The sequence below is a fragment of the Shewanella electrodiphila genome, assembly GCF_023283985.1.
GTDB classification, from domain to species: Bacteria; Pseudomonadota; Gammaproteobacteria; order Enterobacterales; family Shewanellaceae; genus Shewanella; species Shewanella electrodiphila.
In genome coordinates this window covers 300553-319580 of record NZ_JAKIKU010000001.1, presented here as the reverse complement: position 1 = coordinate 319580, position 19028 = coordinate 300553, and the positions used below count along the sequence as shown (strand labels likewise).

Annotated in this window: 20 protein-coding genes; 11 read left to right on the top strand and 9 right to left on the bottom strand. The window is 40.9% G+C overall.

All coding sequences use genetic code 11. The features are described 5' to 3' along the window. Positions 1 to 380 precede the first annotated feature (380 nt). The 3 genes from aqpZ (at position 381) to L2737_RS01435 (ending at position 2280) form a co-directional block, all read left to right on the top strand. Positions 381 to 1082: an aquaporin Z gene (gene aqpZ / locus L2737_RS01445; RefSeq protein ID WP_102529721.1), complete on the top strand. Its 702-nt coding sequence runs from the start codon at positions 381 to 383 to the stop codon at positions 1080 to 1082. Between the two features lie 141 nt (positions 1083 to 1223). Continuing rightward, positions 1224 to 1610 carry a DUF2750 domain-containing protein gene (locus L2737_RS01440; RefSeq protein ID WP_102529722.1) on the top strand — a complete coding sequence of 129 codons (387 nt, stop codon included), beginning with the start codon at positions 1224 to 1226 and terminating at the stop codon, positions 1608 to 1610. A gap of 250 nt (positions 1611 to 1860) precedes the next feature. After that, positions 1861 to 2280 carry a hypothetical protein gene (locus L2737_RS01435; protein ID WP_102529792.1) on the top strand — a complete coding sequence of 140 codons (420 nt, stop codon included), beginning with the start codon at positions 1861 to 1863 and terminating at the stop codon, positions 2278 to 2280. A gap of 87 nt (positions 2281 to 2367) precedes the next feature. On the opposite strand, the gene erpA is transcribed toward L2737_RS01435, so the two are convergent. Next, the gene (gene erpA / locus L2737_RS01430) at positions 2368 to 2718 is read right to left on the bottom strand and encodes an iron-sulfur cluster insertion protein ErpA (protein ID WP_055024237.1); all 351 of its coding nucleotides are present in this window, start codon (positions 2716 to 2718) and stop codon (positions 2368 to 2370) included. A 79-nt stretch (positions 2719 to 2797) separates the two neighbouring features. Continuing rightward, positions 2798 to 3511 (bottom strand): DUF6776 family protein, encoded by a 714-nt coding sequence (locus tag L2737_RS01425; protein ID WP_102529723.1) that lies wholly within the window; start codon positions 3509 to 3511, stop codon positions 2798 to 2800. Between the two features lie 66 nt (positions 3512 to 3577). Between L2737_RS01425 and L2737_RS01420 the strand changes: the two genes are divergently transcribed. From L2737_RS01420 to hemL, 3 genes are all read left to right on the top strand, one after another. Beyond that, positions 3578 to 5302, top strand: a complete 1725-nt coding sequence (locus L2737_RS01420) for a chloride channel protein (RefSeq protein ID WP_229367800.1) — start codon at positions 3578 to 3580, stop codon at positions 5300 to 5302. Between the two features lie 214 nt (positions 5303 to 5516). Beyond that, on the top strand, positions 5517 to 6536 hold the full coding sequence (locus L2737_RS01415; protein WP_248954514.1) for an aspartate carbamoyltransferase: 1020 nt from the start codon (positions 5517 to 5519) through the stop codon (positions 6534 to 6536). Between the two features lie 29 nt (positions 6537 to 6565). Continuing rightward, positions 6566 to 7858, top strand: coding sequence for a glutamate-1-semialdehyde 2,1-aminomutase (gene hemL, locus L2737_RS01410; RefSeq protein ID WP_248954513.1), 1293 nt, complete (start codon positions 6566 to 6568; stop codon positions 7856 to 7858). 242 nt (positions 7859 to 8100) lie between these two features. Here hemL and L2737_RS01405 read toward each other — a convergent pair whose 3' ends face one another. Next, positions 8101 to 9255 (bottom strand): general secretion pathway protein GspB, encoded by a 1155-nt coding sequence (locus L2737_RS01405; RefSeq protein WP_248954512.1) that lies wholly within the window; start codon positions 9253 to 9255, stop codon positions 8101 to 8103. Beyond that, on the bottom strand, positions 9255 to 10859 hold the full coding sequence (locus L2737_RS01400; protein ID WP_248954511.1) for an ExeA family protein: 1605 nt from the start codon (positions 10857 to 10859) through the stop codon (positions 9255 to 9257). Before L2737_RS01400 ends, L2737_RS01405 begins: the two co-directional genes overlap by 1 nt. Before the next feature lie 201 nt (positions 10860 to 11060). Between L2737_RS01400 and L2737_RS01395 the strand changes: the two genes are divergently transcribed. Then, positions 11061 to 12293, top strand: coding sequence for a multifunctional CCA addition/repair protein (locus tag L2737_RS01395; protein ID WP_248954510.1), 1233 nt, complete (start codon positions 11061 to 11063; stop codon positions 12291 to 12293). 285 nt (positions 12294 to 12578) lie between these two features. Beyond that, positions 12579 to 12845 carry an Lpp/OprI family alanine-zipper lipoprotein gene (locus tag L2737_RS01390; protein WP_102529730.1) on the top strand — a complete coding sequence of 89 codons (267 nt, stop codon included), beginning with the start codon at positions 12579 to 12581 and terminating at the stop codon, positions 12843 to 12845. Between the two features lie 524 nt (positions 12846 to 13369). On the opposite strand, the gene L2737_RS01385 is transcribed toward L2737_RS01390, so the two are convergent. The 4 genes from L2737_RS01385 to folB all read right to left on the bottom strand — a co-directional run bounded on the left by L2737_RS01385 (position 13370) and on the right by folB (position 16121). Continuing rightward, positions 13370 to 14191 (bottom strand): class I SAM-dependent methyltransferase, encoded by an 822-nt coding sequence (locus L2737_RS01385; protein ID WP_248954509.1) that lies wholly within the window; start codon positions 14189 to 14191, stop codon positions 13370 to 13372. A gap of 107 nt (positions 14192 to 14298) precedes the next feature. Beyond that, entirely contained in the window at positions 14299 to 15099 is an 801-nt protein-coding gene (locus L2737_RS01380) for an undecaprenyl-diphosphate phosphatase (RefSeq protein WP_102529732.1), read from the bottom strand. A gap of 87 nt (positions 15100 to 15186) precedes the next feature. Next, complete coding sequence (folK, locus tag L2737_RS01375) at positions 15187 to 15690, bottom strand: 2-amino-4-hydroxy-6-hydroxymethyldihydropteridine diphosphokinase (RefSeq protein WP_102529733.1); 504 nt, start codon at positions 15688 to 15690, stop codon at positions 15187 to 15189. A gap of 77 nt (positions 15691 to 15767) precedes the next feature. Next, positions 15768 to 16121, bottom strand: a complete 354-nt coding sequence (gene folB, locus L2737_RS01370) for a dihydroneopterin aldolase (RefSeq protein ID WP_102529734.1) — start codon at positions 16119 to 16121, stop codon at positions 15768 to 15770. A gap of 240 nt (positions 16122 to 16361) precedes the next feature. Between folB and plsY the strand changes: the two genes are divergently transcribed. Next, positions 16362 to 16979 carry a glycerol-3-phosphate 1-O-acyltransferase PlsY gene (gene plsY / locus L2737_RS01365; protein ID WP_102529735.1) on the top strand — a complete coding sequence of 206 codons (618 nt, stop codon included), beginning with the start codon at positions 16362 to 16364 and terminating at the stop codon, positions 16977 to 16979. 104 nt (positions 16980 to 17083) lie between these two features. Here plsY and tsaD read toward each other — a convergent pair whose 3' ends face one another. Beyond that, a complete protein-coding gene (gene tsaD / locus L2737_RS01360; protein WP_102529736.1) occupies positions 17084 to 18097 on the bottom strand; it encodes a tRNA (adenosine(37)-N6)-threonylcarbamoyltransferase complex transferase subunit TsaD in 1014 nt (337 codons plus the stop codon). A gap of 239 nt (positions 18098 to 18336) precedes the next feature. On the opposite strand from tsaD, the gene rpsU reads away from it, so the two are divergent. Then, complete coding sequence (gene rpsU / locus L2737_RS01355; protein ID WP_055024252.1) at positions 18337 to 18552, top strand: 30S ribosomal protein S21; 216 nt, start codon at positions 18337 to 18339, stop codon at positions 18550 to 18552. Between the two features lie 7 nt (positions 18553 to 18559). Then, positions 18560 to 19003: a GatB/YqeY domain-containing protein gene (locus L2737_RS01350; protein ID WP_102529737.1), complete on the top strand. Its 444-nt coding sequence runs from the start codon at positions 18560 to 18562 to the stop codon at positions 19001 to 19003. Positions 19004 to 19028 lie beyond the last annotated feature (25 nt).

Genomic DNA, 19028 nt, shown 5'->3' with positions numbered 1-19028 from the left:
TCTTCTTTAAGCACCACATTTATTTTATTAACAATGCCCATAGGAGCGAAAACTCTTTCGCTCCATATCAAAGGTTCAACCCAATATTCTCTCGATGAGCCCCCTCTTTAAATGTCTGTTAGCGCTTGATATCTCATATTCTGTTTCAAACTATATAAAATTCATATAAGCATCATTGAATTTATAGGCTTTTACTGCTTAACTTTTGCTAGATGAATCACTAGTAAAGAAAAACTGGCAGAGAAAAACTGATAAGGAAACGAATAGGCTCCTTAACAAAGGGACTTATCAGCTAACAGCATCATTTCTCGCGTCAGTTGCAATCAACACAGTTATTAATAAATGGACTTAATCATCTTCAATTTAATAAGGACAGTTAAATGACCATCCAGCAAAAAATGTTAGCAGAATTTATCGGCACTATGTGGCTTGTACTTGGCGGGTGTGGCAGCGCTGTGTTAGCCGCTGCTTTCCCTGAAGTGGGCATTGGTTTACTTGGTGTTTCACTCGCATTCGGTTTAACCGTACTCACAATGGCATTTGCCATCGGCCATATCTCAGGTTGCCACTTGAATCCTGCGGTATCGTTTGGTCTATGGGCTGGCGGACGCTTTCCAACAGCGGAATTAGCCCCTTACATTGCTGCCCAAGTTACAGGTGGTGTGGCTGGAGCCGCTGTGCTATTTCTCATAGCTAACGGCCAAGACGGATTCAGTTTAGCTGGCGGGTTTGCATCAAATGGCTTTGCAGAGCACTCTCCTGGTGGCTACAGCATGATGTCAGTGTTAATTACGGAAATCGTGATGACAATGTTCTTTTTACTGATCATTCTTGGCGCAACAGACTCACGTGCACCAGCAGGCTTTGCCCCAATTGCCATAGGTTTAGGCTTAACTTTAATTCATTTAATCAGTATTCCAGTTTCTAACACCTCAGTTAACCCCGCTAGAAGTACTGGACCTGCACTATTTGTCGGTGATTGGGCTTTATCGCAATTATGGCTATTTTGGGTTGCTCCCATTGCTGGCGCAATATTGGCAGGCATGATTTACCGTTTTTTTGACAAACCAGCTGAGAACTAATCAAAGCAGAATGATTCAATTAGCCTGCTACAAGAGCACCCAATGTGCTCTTTTCTTTTTTAAAACTAACAGTCGATGTTATCATGCCCTATTCGCGCGAATAAGCGCCAAATTAGTCCCACTTTGCAATGAGAGTCCACCATGAGCAGCAAACCAAAATCAATTGAAGATCAACTCAACATGACACCAGAAGCACGCTACGATTACCTTGTTGAACAAGTTAAGCAAGAGCAACAAATTTGGAGCCTGCAAGACCAAGATGGTTGCGTTATGCTAACCACTGAAGACGAAGATTGCATTCCAATGTGGCCTTCAGAAGAAGCTGCAAAACTATGGGCTGTTGATGAATGGCGCGATTGTGAACCACTATCTATTCCGCTTAATGAATTTCAAGAGCGTTGGGTCGGTGGTATGTCTGAGGATGATTTATTCGTTGCTGTATTCCCAGTACAAGAAGACTTAGGTGTGGTTATCCCACCATATGAACTTGATTCACGTTTGACGCCGAAAAAGCAATCTAAGCATTAATGATATCTTCAGCTGATACCAACACTGCACTTACACTCAAGCGATAAGTTAAGGCCTTATGACGGATAAAAATTTACAACAGCAAGATGCTGAAGAGATAAATATTGTCGAAGCAAACACTGACAGTAGCACCGAAAAAAAAGCCTCCGGACAAAATGCTACCGAATCAGAAGTCACTGAACTAGAAGTCACTGAACTAGAAGTCACTGAACTAGAATCCACTGAACCAGAAGCCACTAGCACAGATGTCATCAACCAAAGCGCTACTGAAAAAGCTGTTTTTCCCAAACGGCTTATCGCATTAATGGCGGTATATGTGATGACTTCTGTTAGCGGCTTAATGGCGCAGCAAGGTGTTTTACTGTGTGTATTAACCTTACTCATGGTATTAGGTGTAGCAGGCAGACAAAAAGCGGCGCTTTATATGCTTCGTGCCTACGGAATTTTACAACTTGCCTTGTACAGCGTATTACCCATTATCATGTATGATCCTGACAATCTTGTCGCTGGGCCTACAACAGTAGACTTTGGCTTTATGCAAATGGTGCTGCCAGATTGGATTATTTTTAGCGTACTAATTCTATTGGCTATACTGCAAGTCTGGATAAGCTTCAACAAAGCGGTATTCAAGTGGTTTAAGCCGAGAATGAACTTTAATATCATCAGCTGATAAAATTAAAAAACAAAAAAGCCGTCATCAGACGGCTTTTTTTATCTTCCACTATCTACATTTAATCGCGATATACGAAATCTTAAATTAGACAGAGAAGCTTGCACCACAACCACAAGTAGTCGTTGCATTTGGGTTCTTAACAAAGAAGCGAGACCCTTCAAGTCCTGAAGTATAATCAACTTCACCACCAACAAGGTATTGAAGGCTCATAGGATCAACAACCAGTTGAACCCCTTGCTTTTCAATCGTGAAATCACCTTCGTTAACTTTTTCATCGAAAGTAAAACCATACTGGAAACCTGAACAACCACCACCTGTGACATACACACGCAGTTTTAATTCTGGGTTCTGCTCTTCTTCTAACAGTCCCTTCACTTTAGTTGCCGCAGCATCGGTAAATTGAATTGGCATTGCTGCATCTGTTTGTTCAGTCATTACTACCTCTTACTTCAGTTTCAGGTCGGAATTATCTATTACCTGACTAATTTGTTCAAGTATTACTCTTAGTTCTTTTTTAGCTTTCTAGTAACTCTGCGATCTCGAATGTTTGTTCAATGCTTCCACCTTTCACACCACGATTGGCCTGCACCTGAACTACAGCTTTAATTCTTTGCAAATCAAAATCTTGTGGCAAACTTATTTCCGCGTCAAACATTTGAAAATATCGAAAGCCAAATTTAAATGTCTCAATATCTAAATCACTTAACGAGATTTCAACTTGCTTTTCGCCTTGCACGCCCACCAAAACAATGTCGGCAACGCCTTTAACGCTATTCTTACGCTTTTGTAATTGAGTTAAAATTAAGCGCATTTGATAACTGTTTGGCAATAAGCCTTTAGAAAGTTCAAGCCCATGTATTGCCACACCATCAACTTCTTTCTCTGGTGAGACTAGGCTGCGATAAAAAGCTAATTCTTGTTCAAGTGTTTTTTGTTGCTGTATTTGCTTAGAAAACATTTGTTTCATATTCGCATTAGCTTCCTTTTCAATCGAAAGGGCAATATCAAGACGAGAAACGACATGAGACTGCTGCCTAAGCTCGGTTTTTAGCGCTGTAATTTCTACTGCTTCATGCTGCGGCTCAACAACTTCAGATATAAAAATAGTATGACTAAGAACGCCAACAATAAAACTGATAATGATTAACGCAGATAAATATAAACCTGATGAACGAAATTTGCGTTCTTGAACTTGCAAGCGGTCAAGCAAGCGATGATAATTTAGCATTAGGTAACAAGCCTTTAATAAAATACAATGACAACAAATCGCCCATAAAGGATCTTAGGCAATACAGTGCAAATCAAAAGAAATAAAGCCGCTATTATTCACGCCAAAGCTGCAACACGCAAATATCTTCGTAATGAATTGAGAGATAAGCTTTCTCAGTCGAAGATAAGTGTGCAACTTTGTGGATTAGCCCTACTATTTGCCATTATTGCCTCTAGTGTCATCATCTTATTTCGTTTGTTGCTCAGTTGGGCGCAAGTCTACACAGTGCCTGAAGCCACCGACTTTTCTAGCACCGTTACCGATTGGCGTACATATTTACCTATTGTAGGTGCATTGCTTATTTGGCTGGTGGCAGGTCTCGGCTCTAAGCGATATCGCCGTATGGGTATCGCCTACGTCATGCACCGTTTCAAACTCCATTACGGAAAAATCCCACTGCAATCAGCCCCTGGACAGTTTTTTCAGGCGCTGATCGCGTTAATCGCAAATTTCTCAGTTGGTAAAGAAGGACCGGCCATTCACTTAGGAGCGGTTAGCGCGAGCTATTTCGCTGAAAAATTTAAGTTACCTGATAATAGTGTGCGTATTATGTGTGCGAGCGGTATCGCTGCTGGTATTGCAGCGGTCTTTAATGCGCCACTTGCCGCTGTACTGTTTGTATTTGAAGTGATTGTTCGTGAGTACAAAATTCATTACTTTTTCCCGATAATGCTATCGGCCATTTGCGGTGCACTCTCTAGCCAATTAGTGTTCGGCAATATCCATGAATATGACTTAATTACTGTCACCCGAATTCCATTGGATCATTATCCCATTCTGGCCATTGGTGGCATTGTCTTAGGTTGTGCAGCTGCTGGTTTCAATCATTCATTATTAAAAATGACCGCTATTGGCCAGCATTGGCCTTTGATTTATCGACTCATGATAGCGGCAAGCGTTACCACCTTAATCGGTTTATTTTTACCTCAAGCGTTAGGTGCCGGTGATTTAGCGATTCAAGCAACCATCATAGACAACCCAAGCTTAATGTTTCTTTTCGCGCTATTAATTGCAAAAATCATCGCCACTATTGCAGCCATTGGTTTTGGTATTCCTGGTGGGCTAATCGGTCCACTTTATGGCATTGGTGCATTGATTGGCGCAATTTTAGCCCTTGTCAGTGCGATGTTTTTCCCCTCTATCGCGCCATATGTGGGTTTATATACTGTCATCGGTATGACTGCGATGATGGGTGTGTGCCTAAGTGCGCCTTTAGCCGCATTGGTTGCGCTTCTTGAACTCACCAATGACGCCGCTATTATCTTACCTGCTATGTTTGTCACCATTCCTGCATTTCTCATCGCCTACCAAGGTTTTAATACCAGTTCGGTATTTTTAAAACAGTTAGACATTATGGGTTTAGGCTACAAAGTACCGCCTGTAAATCAAGGTCTACAAAAGAAAGGTGTACGAGCAATCATGGATAAACGCTTTGTTATCGTAAATGATAACGATGCTTTACTCCTTGAAGTAATGAAGCGTGCAGAAGGTAGGCCCGTGCTCGTTCGTAATGCTGAGGCACAAATAGAAATGCTCAGTATCGAAATGCAATCATTTGAAGATTCTACGACACTTTCCCGACATAAAATGGAAGGCTTTTCTGACACTGCCACTTTAAATGAAGTCTACGAACTATTAGCCATCAAACGGCGTGGTGAAGTGTATATTTATCGCGGAAATACCAATAATATTGTCGGTGTTATTAGCTGGGCTAATTTATGGCAAGAGATCCGTTCAGGACAAGTGTAATTTAAACAAAGAACACCCACTGAATTCCACCAGTTTCAGAGAGTGAACTATTGTTCTTATTTCGCTAATCAGTGTTATGTCTAAAAAGTGATAAATAATCATTAGCGAGATTTAATATTCGTTCACTCTCTGTTAAAATCTCGCCTCAGCCACCCTACATAACCACAGGGTAAATAGCCCTTATTTACTCTCCTAATAATTGGAAATCAGGCTGATGACACAGTTTAGCGGTTCTCACATCCTTTCAGTTAATCAACTGGATCTTGATGCTATTAACACCATTTTTAATGTTGCCGAAGATATGACGCCTTATGCGCTGCGCGAAAAACGCACCAAGGTGCTTGACGGTGCCATTTTAGGTAATCTCTTTTTTGAACCCAGTACTCGTACTCGAGTCAGCTTCGGTTGTGCTTTTAACCTACTCGGCGGCAATGTCAGAGAAACAGTCGGCATGGGTTCATCATCACTATCAAAGGGCGAGTCTTTATACGACACCGCTCGCGTGTTATCGACATACTCGGATGTTATTGCCATGCGCCACCCAGAGGCTTATTCGGTAAAAGAGTTTGCTGAAGGCAGCCGCGTCCCAGTCATTAATGGTGGTGATGGTTCTAACGAGCACCCGACACAAGCTTTATTGGATTTATTTACTATTCAAAAAGAGTTAAGTCACCACGGACAAGACATTAGCGGCATGCATATCGCGATGGTAGGCGACTTAAAACATGGGCGCACTGTCCATTCGTTGTCACGTTTATTGTGTATGTATAAAGGTATTCAATTTACACTAATTTCACCATCTGACTTAGCAATGCCTGACTATGTGATCAATGACATTGAAAATGCTGGTCATAAGATCACAATAACAGATCAGTTAGAAGGTAATTTACATCAAGCTGATATACTCTATCTGACTCGCATTCAGGAAGAACGATTCGCATCACAAGATGAAGCGGACAAATATCGTGGCAAGTTTAGGTTAAACCACAGTATTTATACCAAACACTGTAAATCTAATACTGTGATTATGCATCCATTGCCACGAGATTCACGTGCGGCAGCAAATGAATTAGATAATGATTTAAATAGTCATCCTAGCCTTGCGATTTTCAGACAGGCAGATAATGGCTTACTTATTCGAATGGCTCTTTTTGCGTTAACGCTTGGTGTTGAAAACCAGCTACAACAGCATGAGTGCCCTGTTAATTGGTATTCACGAAAGGCTGATAGATAGTCAGCTAACGATTTTTAGAAGGATTTCACATGACCCGCTCAGAAGCGCTTTTTGAACAAGCAAAACAAACCATCCCTGGTGGCGTTAACTCACCAGTTCGTGCCTTTAACGGTGTTGGTGGTTCACCACTATTCATCGAAAAAGCCGATGGTGCTTATATTTACGATGCTGATGGCAAAAAATATATCGATTATGTTGGTTCTTGGGGCCCGATGATTTTAGGTCACAACAATCCGCAAATTCGTCAAGCAGTATTAGAAGCGGTTGAGAACGGTTTATCATTTGGTGCGCCAACTGAACTTGAAGTGACAATGGCTGAAAAAGTCATCGAAATGGTGCCATCAATCGAACAAGTTCGTATGGTGAGTTCAGGTACTGAAGCGACAATGAGCGCAATCCGTTTGGCTCGTGGTTTCACTAACCGTGACAAAATCTTAAAGTTTGAAGGTTGTTACCACGGCCATGCTGACTGTTTATTGGTTAAAGCAGGTTCAGGTGCATTAACACTGGGTCAACCTAGCTCTCCTGGTATCCCTGAAGATTTCGCAAAACACACCCTGACTGCGGTTTATAACGACCTTGATTCAGTACGTGCTATCTTCGCAGAGCATCCAGAAGCTATCTCTTGTATCATTCTTGAGCCTGTTGCAGGCAACATGAACTGTATCCCACCAGTTGAAGGTTTCCTTGAAGGCCTGCGTACTATCTGTGATGAGTTCGGTGCGTTAATGATCATTGATGAAGTGATGACAGGTTTCCGTGTATCTAAAAGCGGTGCGCAAGGTCATTACAACGTTAAGCCAGACCTAACAACCTTAGGTAAAGTGATCGGTGGCGGCATGCCAGTGGGCGCTTTCGGTGGTCGTAAAGACGTGATGCAATTCATCGCACCAACAGGTCCAGTTTACCAAGCAGGTACTTTATCGGGTAACCCAATTGCAATGACTGCAGGTTTAGCGCAAATGGACGCATTATGCCAACCAGGCCTTTACGAAGAGCTAAATGCTAAAACTAAGCGCATTGCTGAAGGTTTCAAGGCTGCAGCTGATAAGCACGGTATCCCATTGAGCATTAACCAAGTGGGCGGCATGTTCGGTTTCTTCTTCACTGAAGACACTAACCCAATCACCAGTTTTGACCAAGTAACACAGTGCAACATGGATCACTTCCGTCACTTCTACCACTTAATGCTAGATGAAGGTGTTTACTTAGCGCCAAGCGCTTATGAAGCAGGCTTCTTATCAATGGCTCACGGTGAAGAAGAACTTGAGTTAACCCTTGTTGCTGCAGATAAAGCATTTGCTGCTTTAAAAGCACTTTAAGTACTTACAAGTTAGCTATCTAAGATAGCACTTTAGAGACTTGATAAAGGACTGGCTCAGGCCAGTCCTTTTTTATTGAACGTTTGATTGCTGCTAATACTAAATCAACTGGTTCAATCTTTAGGTTAAACACAGTTATTAATCAAATGACTAAAACACTTAACAGCGCGTAATTTGCATATAAAAAAAAGGCGCTATCGGCGCCTTTTATATTGCTAAATAGTCATCAAAAACTAAGTGATTTATATCGCGGGTACTTTAAATTTTTCGCCATCAATTTCTAGCACCACATCTCGAGGCCTTATTTCTATGATATTGAGACTACCCTGAATGCTATCCCCTTCTTGCAGTTCTTCACCATCAACATTCAACCAACGGTTTTCAGCAGCTGATGAGTACACATGTGCCTGAATATTAAATTCAGGGACCCGCAATTGCACACTTGCAGGCAGTTGACCATAAGATGGGATTTCATCTTTGCTAGTGGTAGGAATAGGATCAAGCTTTTCTTCTGTCACAGGTGCATTGGCAGAGCTTTCATACTCTACTTCTTTTAACGCAGCTTCAAAGGCAGCCATTAAGTTATTCGCATTACTCGCATCATCTGCAGCTGTGTTACTTGCATCAATGCTTGAAGTCGTTTGGCTTTGCTGTTCATAATTGACATCACTTGCCGCCGCACTCACTTTCATCCGCAGTGCATCAAGATCTGACGTTTTTTTATAGTTAGAGTTAGCGCCTAATATAATCGCATCATCGCCATATAAAGCCTGTAACTCAGCAGCTGTTAGCTGATTAGCACCACTTGCTTCAGCGTCAACATTTCGGCTAACGGATTGATTTTTCGCAGGTGCTGCTTGTCTATTGTCTGCTTGAGACTGCTGTTTAGGTTCTGTTTGATATTGCTGACTAGATTGCCCACTTGACTGACTCGGTGTCATTTCACCACCTTGATTGCTCAGTCGATAATCATAGGTTGTTTCATTCGTCGCCGGCTGACTGCTGCGGGATACATATTGTGTTGTCCCATTCACTTGCGATAAGGATTTAGCGATAGGCAGTGCAACTTTATTGGCGATACGAACTTCACTTTGCGTCTCTGAAGAACGACGAGCAGGAGTCATTGATTGGCTTTGACTAGTTTGAGTCTGCTCGTTGCCTGTATTATTTTGCGTCTCTTTCGCTTGACCTATATTGCTCGTAGGCACAATAAGTTTAGACAAGCCCCAAGCTGAAGCGATACCTAGCGCAATAACCACAGCTAACAGCACATACTTAAGCCAAGGGCGATGACCATTCACTTGCTGATAGTTCGCTCTAGGTGTTAACACAGCATCAGGAAGCTCACCCATTTGCTGTTGTTTTTCTTTTGTCACCGCATCTAGCAATATAGACATTAGCTACGACCTGCTTGACGACTTAATCTAGGGCCTTGTTGATTAAGGTATAAATTAATTTGTACTAAGGTTTGATTACCGGCAATGCCATCTGATTTAAGACCATGTTGACGCTGAAAGGCCATTAGTTCCTGCTCTAAATTATTATCAAAAGAATTAACCAGTCTAGGTGCTCGTTGACTAATAATAGCTAAGCTTGTTTCTAACCATTGAATTTGAGACAAGTTAGAAGTACGGCTAATCTCTCTTGGAATATCACCAGATGCTTTCCAAAGTAATTCAAACGTGCCGCTAAAGTGGCGATTAAACCAATCTTTATTCACCCATAATTGCTGCTCACTCAACTGGAGTAAGATTTGTTCACCTTCTCGAGCAACAACCACACCGTAAAACTGATTGGCTTGCTGATCTTCTAAGTAAACAACCGCAGGGTAGTTTAAACGTGCAATGCTATTCCAATTACCTTGCTGTTGATGGCACTGTAAACCTTGCTGTTTCGCCGCCTGACACGCTGTTAAACCAATAATAGGTTGCTTATCCCAAAGTGCAAACAGGCCTGCAAAGGCATTATCAATACTGCGACTTTGTGCCATCGCTGAGCGAACAATACTTTGACTACCATTTGATGGAGTCTGCGTTTTTTTCTGTTCTTGTTTCACTGCTGAGTTTGTTGTTGCACTTGGTTTAGTTTGGGACTCAGTTTGGGATTCAGGCAGGAATAAATAAAATGACACACCGAAAGCCACAACTAACGAAGCCGCTATCGCCATTGGCCATTTATTGCTGCTTTCAACAGGAATATCACCTAAGACTTCTGCTGCTGCTTGCTTAATCATGTGGTGATCAATCGGCACTTTAGATTGGCCATAACCCGCCATTAATGCTCGTTCACATAAAAGGTTGGTCAATCTTGGAATACCACCACTGAATTTATGTAGCGCTTTACAGGCCTTTTTAGTGAATAACGGCTCGAATCGGCCAGCAACTTGTAGGCGGTGCTGAACATACAATTGAATTTCTTCAACTGTTAGCGGCAACAAATGGTAACGAGCTGTAATACGTTGTGCTAGCTGCCTTAATTCTTGACGTTTGAGCAACTGCTGCAATTCAGGTTGACCAATTAAAATCACTTGGAGCAATTTTTTAGTATCAGTTTCTAAGTTGGTCAATAATCGAAGTTGCTCTAACACCTCAGGACGAAGATGTTGGGCTTCATCAATAATAAGCACGGTATTACGGTCATTTTGATGATTATTCAACAAGTACTGGCTAATTAAATCAGTTAGCTGCTTAATCGATGGGTCTTCACCATATTGAATCTTTAGCTCATCACAAAGCGTTGCTAATAACTCTTGTTCAGTTAAAGAAGGATTGAGAATAAAAGCAGTGTCAGTATTATCTGGTAATTGTTTTAATAAACAACGTGATACTGTAGTTTTACCTGTGCCGACTTCACCAGTTAATAATACAAAGCCACCCGTTTCTCCTAAACCATAAGTTAAGTGAGCTAATGCTTCTCGGTGACGATCACTGAGAAATAAATAATGCGGGTTGGGCGCGATTGAAAATGGATTATCATTCAATCCATAAAATGCTTTATACATCTGGCCAAAAATCCTTATTTAAAACTGACGGCTCAAGTTATAGCTTGCTGTAGTGCTTGTCAAAATTTAGCAGCAGAAATGTTAGTCGTGCTAAGATTTACATTAATAATGCACAATTTAAACTGTGTTTACACAAGGCATTCTAGATTAATGCCGAATGATAAACTGTGATGAGTTAATTTAATCAGGGTAAAGACGTTTATGGAAATCTATTTAGTGGGCGGCGCAGTTCGAGATCAGCTTTTATCCTTGCCCATAAAAGATAAAGATTATGTTGTGGTGGGTGGCTCTGTAGAAGAGATGTTTGATTTAGGCTTCAGCCAAGTTGGTAGGGATTTTCCGGTATTTTTACACCCTAAGACACAACAAGAGTATGCCCTTGCGCGTACAGAAAGAAAAAGCGGTCAAGGCTATGGCGGGTTTAGCTGTGAAGCAAATAAAGATGTGACATTAGAGCAAGACCTACTTAGACGGGACTTAACTATCAATGCAATGGCTAAAGATGATAACGGCCAAATCTTCGACCCGTACCAAGGCCAACAAGACCTTGAGAATCGTATCCTGCGTCATGTGTCTGATGCCTTTATTGAAGATCCTTTAAGAGTATTGCGAGTCGCTCGTTTTGCGGCTAGATTTGCCCATCTCGGATTTGAAATAGCAGATGAAACCATTGAACTGATGAGACACATAAGTGAGTCAGGTGAGCTAGATTACCTGACGCCAGAAAGAGTCTGGCAAGAGCTTGATAAAGCCCTAAGTACAGAGCACCCAGAGGTGTTTTTCCTACAGTTACGTAAATGTGGCGCTTTAAAAGTGCTGTTTCCTGAAATTGATGCGCTATTTGGTGTGCCACAACCTGAAAAGTGGCACCCTGAAATCGATACCGGCGTCCACACTATGATGGTACTGCAGTCTGCGGCACAATTAACAGGTAAAACAACCATCCGCTTTGCTGCTTTGGTGCACGACTTAGGTAAAGCTATCACGCCAAAAGAGCAGTGGCCAAAACATCATGGTCATGGTCAAAAAGGTTTACCCGTGATTAAAAAGCTATGTCAGCGGATAAAAGTACCAAACGAGTACAAAGAGTTGTCTTTATTGTGTAGCGACCAACATCAAAACATTCATAATGCCCAAGAATTAAGAGCTGAAACGATTATAAAGATTTTCGATAAAGCAGATGTATGGCGAAAACCTCAACGTTTAGATGACTTGCTTATTTGCTGTCACGCTGACATTCGTGGCAGAACAGGATTTGAAGCAGCTGAATATCCACAAAGTGAATATTTAACCCACTGCTATCAACTTGCCAAAGATATAGATGTGCAACAAATAATATCTGAAGGGTTTAGAGGTGCAGAAATAAAACTGCAGTTATCAAACCGCAGAGTTGAAGCAATAAACCAATATAAGCAATCATTGAAACAATTATAATCCATTAATACTTGAGTACTAAAAATCAACCTTGTCATTATTTGTACAAACTAATACCTTATGATTAGGAAACTGAAAAAATATCAGGCTAATAAATAAACACCTCTTTGATGAAATATTGGTGAAATAATCGAAGAATATGCTCCAATCTATTAGATTTACGTTGATTTTTGTCATATTTATTAGTTTTTGGTATAGCAAATTCTAAAAGCTGTGACATAATTAAAGCGCTGCTGGGCAATATGCTTCAGCAATTTATTACAACCTATAATGAAGGGATTTTCCATGAACAAGAAAGTACTAATGATTGCTGGTGTTGCTATGACTGCTCTTTTAGGTGGCTGTGCAAACACTACTGCTCTAGAAGAAAGTGTTGCTAACCTAGGTAACAAAGTAGATCAACTATCTGCTGAAGTTAGTTCACTAAAATCAGATCAAAGCAAACTTGCTGCTGATGTTAAAGATACTAAAGCTGCAGCTATGGACGCTCAAGCTGAAGCATCTCGTGCTAACGACCGTATCGACAACATGGCTTCTTCTTACAAAAAGTAAGAATACATGAAAATTAGCTTATTTATATAGGTTGATTATTAGGGCTTGATAATAGTAATAAGACGTTTCGTCAATTACCATTTCAAGCCTTAATTGTTTCTGGCGTTTAATAAATTAATCCCTACCCTTTCGCACTCACCATAAAGTCTTTTCGACCTATCGATTATGCTCACTTAATTTCATTGCCTGAGAACAAAAGTTTATCTAATGCTTTGCTAATAGTCTGACTATGTAAAAATCATCACACTTTTACCTTCACTCTAGAATGCATCATTCTAAACAAGTGAAATAGCGTTATCCCTATGTTCCACATTAAATGTCATGACTTTAAAAGCCGTCAGGTTAATCGCTACCAAATGAATAACCTTGAAATAACCCTGATTATAATACCCCTGATAAAATACCCCTGAAAAATACCCTGATAAAAACAGCCTAGGAATAAATAACCTCGGACTAATATTCATAGGCACGTAATACAAAGTGCGGGTATTAAACGGTGAAATAGTTCAGCCCTAACCAGACAGTTATTTTACTTTTGCAGTCAGCAATAAATAATCAAATTCCAACGCTTCAATGGCTTTCTGCTTTATATCATGCTTTAGCTCATCATTAATTCGCCAGCTAAGGTTATTCATGTCTAATAATGTTATCGCTTGTTCGCCAGTTACATCAGCAGCAAACGTGATTGGCATCGATGAAACTAACTCGACATCTTTAGGTAGGTTTAGCTGTTGCGGCTTTTCAGATAAATTTTCATACACTTTTTGCTTTAGCTGCCATAAATGCCTTGGAGCTGGTACTAATAACAATAACACCCCATCTTTTTTAAGTGTTCTTAAGCACTCTTTGCCTTTTAGTTGTGCATCAAACAGGGTGATCACATCCAGTGACTCATTTGCAAATGGCAACTTCTTGAAAGGGCTAAGCAATAAGTTAGCAGGTGTACTGTCTTTACTGGCAGCAAACAGTGCATTTTCAGCTTCAGATACGCCCCAATGGTTTACAGATGAGTTATCTGCCCCTTGAATAAGGGCGCGTAAGTAAAAGCCATCAGCACATTGGTAATTGAGATGGTTAACATGGGTTTTGTCTTTTACAGCTAAGTTAAATGCCGCTGACAATTGCTCGACTAAAGGCGAAAAAATACCTGATGTCATTAAAAAGCGTTTTGAGCGTAACTGCTGGCGTGTATCGCTTGAGCCTTTAAATTTAGTTGAAGTCACAAACGACCAATAACCTTGCGAGTTCTTATCAATATGATGTTTGTTATCACAATAATAACCCGATGATGACTCGTGGAAATTCAACTTAGCAGCGCATGTTGGACATATCAAAATTGAGTTCATAACGGGCAAGCTTCCTTTGAGATAAAAAATGGGTCAATTTGCTGAAATTAAGAGAATAAAAAACGGGTAACAATACCCGTTTTCTTATTTAGACGAACTGGATTATTTTACAGGAAAATAAACCCACATAATACAGCGCCTAACATTAAGCGATACAATACAAATGGTGTCATACCGATTTTACTAATGATTTTCAAAAAGAAGAAAATACAGGTATAAGCCGCAACAAATGACACAGCGACGCCTAATAACAACTCAGTGTAGTCCATGACTAAGTCACCTGCGATAGCATCTTTGCTCATTAATATTGCTGCGCCTAGGATCACAGGAATCGACATTAAAAATGAAAAACGTGCTGCAGCTTCTCGGTTTAGCCCAAGCATTAATGCGGCTGTTATAGTAATACCAGAACGAGACGTACCCGGAATGATTGCCATCGCCTGTGCAAAACCAATCAACAATGCTTTACGCCAGCCGGTTTGATACTCAGTTAATTCATTGCGAGCCATTTTATCACCTACCCACAACATTAAGCCGAAGATAACGGTTGTAATAGCAATAACACCAGGACCACGTAAATAGGTTTCAATTAAGTCTTTCGCCATAAAGCCAAAGAATACCGCAGGTAAGGTTGCTAAAATAATCCACCAAGCTAATTTACTATCTTGGGTATGAACGCCTTTAAAAATACTCGCAATCCAAGCCGTTAACATCGCCCATATTTCGGTTCTAAAGTAGATCACCACAGCAAGCAATGAACCAATGTGCACGGCAACATCAAAAAATAAACCTTGATCTTCCCAACCTAAAATTTGCGAAGGTAAAATTAAATGCGCAGAGCTTGAAATGGGTAAAAACTCTGTTAGCCCTTGAATAAGCGCTAAAAAGATAATCTGAAGCGTTTCCATGATGTTCCTTTAAAATAAAATTTTGATAAAACTGACTAATTGATGAATTGCGAATGCATCACTCACTAACACTAAAAACACCCAAGCTTAACGAGAAACAAGCACGGGAAATTCAAACTCAATCGGCCAAATATGCTGGCTCGATTTATCATAGTGTTCCCAAAGGTATTGATACGACTGTTGAGTGATAGGATGCGTCAGCATAGGAGCTATCTCAGCTAAGGGCCATAATACAAACGCATTATAAAGGATCTCACCACGAGGCAACTCAATCGGCTGATGACAGACTTCATCATCGTAAAGCAGTAAATCTATATCCAAACTTCGAGGGCTAAACTTTTTTTCGCCTCTAATACGTCCATTTTGTTTCTCAATTCCCTTAAATGTGGCAACAACATCAGCAATACTCATATCAGTATCTGCTGCTGCAACCATATTTAAGAAATTTGTACCTTGAAAACCAACCGCTTCACTTTCAAACATTCTCGATAAGGTTAAATCACCAAAATGTTCATGTAAATCCACTAACCCCGACTGCATATGCTCTACAGGATCAATGTTAGTTCCCAAACTGATATAAATACGTGCCATTAACTCATCCGGTAATATACAGAGCAATTATGAAAAATTAATTAATTTCAGCATGAAAGCTGTCAATAAAATGTGATTTAGATATGACCGCGTTCAATAACAACGCCAACTGATTTAGCCGTTGGTACTGCACCGGGTTTCATAACTGCGACTTTAACCCATAAAACATTAAATTCAGACATCAAACATTGGGCTGTCATTTCAGCTACGGTCTCAATGAGTTCTATCGGCTTTTCTGTAATCAATGCAGTCAATCGATTCGAAACGGTTTCATAACAAAGCGCATATTGGTAATCATCAGACGCTGCAGCAAGCTTATTATCCCATGCCATATCTAAGTCGATGAGCAAGGTTTGATGAATTTGCTTTTCCCATTCATAAATACCAATTACCGTTTCGACTTTTAGCTCGCGAATTAAAACTTTGTCCATGTGAACTCCATGCTGTACACGTCTTACCCAAAATATTTCAACTTAAAAGGCTGAAAATGACATCAAATAGCGGTTATTATAGTTTTAGCCTTTTTCCTGAGCAATTTAAGCAGTAGGATAGCGGCTGCACTAAGGAACATCTCACGATTCAAAAGTGCTTATTAACCCTGTAATTACAATTAATCTCAAGTGAAATTAATTAATGGGCGATAATACCCTAAGACGAGTAAGGAAACCAATTTGAGCGCTGTTACAATCACTATTTTGATGATTATAACCGCCTACTTAGCCGGTTCAATTTCAAGCGCTATTCTTGTATGCAAATTACGAGGGTTGCCAGATCCGCGTACAGAAGGCTCAGGAAATCCAGGTGCAACCAATGTGCTGAGAATTGGAGGCGCCAGTTCAGCTGCATTAGTGTTATTTTTTGACATGCTAAAAGGCGCTGCGCCGAGTTATTTCAGTTATTTATTAGGGCAAGATGCTGTATCGCTGGGCTTAATTGCTATCGCAGCTTGTCTTGGGCATATCTTCCCTATCTTCTTTAATTTCCAGGGTGGTAAAGGCGTTGCAACGGCATTTGGTGCAATGGCCCCTATTGGTGGTGATTTAGCATTATCACTCATCGCAACTTGGATTGTGTTTGTATTACTGACACGTTATTCATCCCTTGCTGCGATTCTCACCGCAATGCTCGCACCTGTGTATACATGGTGGCTAGATGATCGATTTATCATCCCTGTTGCGATGCTGTCACTGTTAATTGTCATCAGACACAAAGACAACATTAAGCGCTTAAGAATTGGCGAAGAAAGTAAGTTGTCGCGAAAAAAGAAAGCGAACAACGAACAAAGCTAATCAAGCTTTCACTTAAAACAAGTGCTAACTTGAAAATGTTAAGTTTTAAAACTAAAAAACCTAAGCCATGGCTTAGGTTTTTTATTATTAGAATGCTTATTCTTTTACACGGCTTCTAACGTATCGAGTGGCCAGCGCGGCTGCCCTTTAACTTCTAAATCTTCTGTCTGGCCAGCTTTTAAACGCTGTAAGCCAGCATACGCAATCATCGCACCATTGTCTGTACAGAACTCACCACGTGGATAGAACACCTCACCATTGAGCTGTTGCATCATTTCAGCAAGGTTTTCTCTTAAGCGGCTATTAGCGCTCACTCCACCTGCAACGACAAGACGGTTATAACCCGTCAGCTTTAATGCACGTTTACACTTAATCGCGAGCGTATCAACCACAGCTTCTTCAAAAGCGCGAGCAATGTTAGCCCGAGTTTGTTCATCATCAGGTTCAGCTGCAATAGTATTGGCAGTAAATGTTTTTAAACCAGAAAAGCTAAAGTTCAGCCCAGGTTTATCTGTCATGGGTCTTGGGAATTTGTAACCTGCTTCCACACCTTTCGAAGCAAGCTTGGCAAGTCTTGGACCACCAGGGTAATCTAGGCCCATCAATTTGGCTGTTTTATCAAACGCTTCTCCGGCTGCATCATCAACCGACTCACCTAACACTTCGTATTGTCCGATACCATCAACTTTAACTAACATTGAGTGACCGCCAGAAACCAATAAAGCCAAAAATGGAAATTCTGGTGCATCATCTTCAAGCATAGGCGCGAGTAGATGGCCTTCCATATGATGAACCCCAATTGCAGGTTTATCCCATGAATAAGCTAAAGAACGACCAACACATGCACCAACCAGTAAAGCACCGATTAAGCCTGGGCCTTTTGTGAAAGCAATGCCATCAATGTCATCCACTGAAGAATTAGCTTCTTTTAACGCTTGTTTAATCAGTGGCACAATTTTGCGAACATGATCACGTGAGGCTAGTTCTGGTACTACGCCGCCATAATCAGCATGTAACTTTACTTGACTATATAAAGCATGTGACAACAATCCTTGCTCATCATCAAAGACAGCAATACCTGTTTCATCACAAGACGTTTCAATACCTAAAACCCGCATAGCAGCTCATATTCCTAAAATTGTAAGGGCGGCAATTCTACCTGTTGATGCAGCGTTATTCCAGTAAAGCTCAACTATCTGCAAAAATATGACAAGCGAATTACGCAAACTCAGTAACAAAGGGGGTTTACAAAAGCACATATCTCGGTGTAGAATTCCGCACCATTTTATTAAATAGCCTTGGTTAATCTACCTTTACTGGTAGTGCCAAATTAACTACACCTAAGGGGTGATGGCGTATGCCAATAATTAAAGTACGTGAAAACGAACCATTCGACGTAGCTCTTCGTCGTTTCAAGCGCTCTTGTGAAAAAGCAGGTATCTTAGCTGATGTTCGCGCTCGTGAATTCTACGAGAAGCCAACTTCTGCACGTAAGCGCGCAAAAGCTGCCGCTGTTAAGCGTCTAGCTAAGAAGCTTTCTCGCGAAAACGCACGTCGCGTACGTTTATACTAATCTCATTATGAGCCTAGTTGAACAGCTAAAAGACCAGATGAAAGAAGCCATGCGTGCCAAAGATAAGGCACGTTTGGGGACTATTCGTATGGCATTGTCTGCCGTTAAACAGATTGAAGTGGATACCCGCGAAACTCTGACTGATGAACAGACAATAGCCGTTTTAACCAAAATGGTGAAACAACGTCGCGATTCTATTACTCAATATGAGTCAGCAGGTCGCCCGGAGTTAGCAGCAACTGAAGCAGCAGAGATTCAAGTTATTGAAACTTTCTTGCCTTCTCCTTTAACAGAAGAAGAAGTTGCCGCAATCATTGATGAAGCTATCTCACAGGTAGGCGCATCAACCATGGCGGATATGGGCAAAGTAATGGGAGCATTAAAATCTAAGGTTCAAGGACGTGCAGATATGGGTGCCATTGGCGGCCAAATTCGTGCTAAATTAAACTAATAACATTTTAGTGTTGAATAAGCCG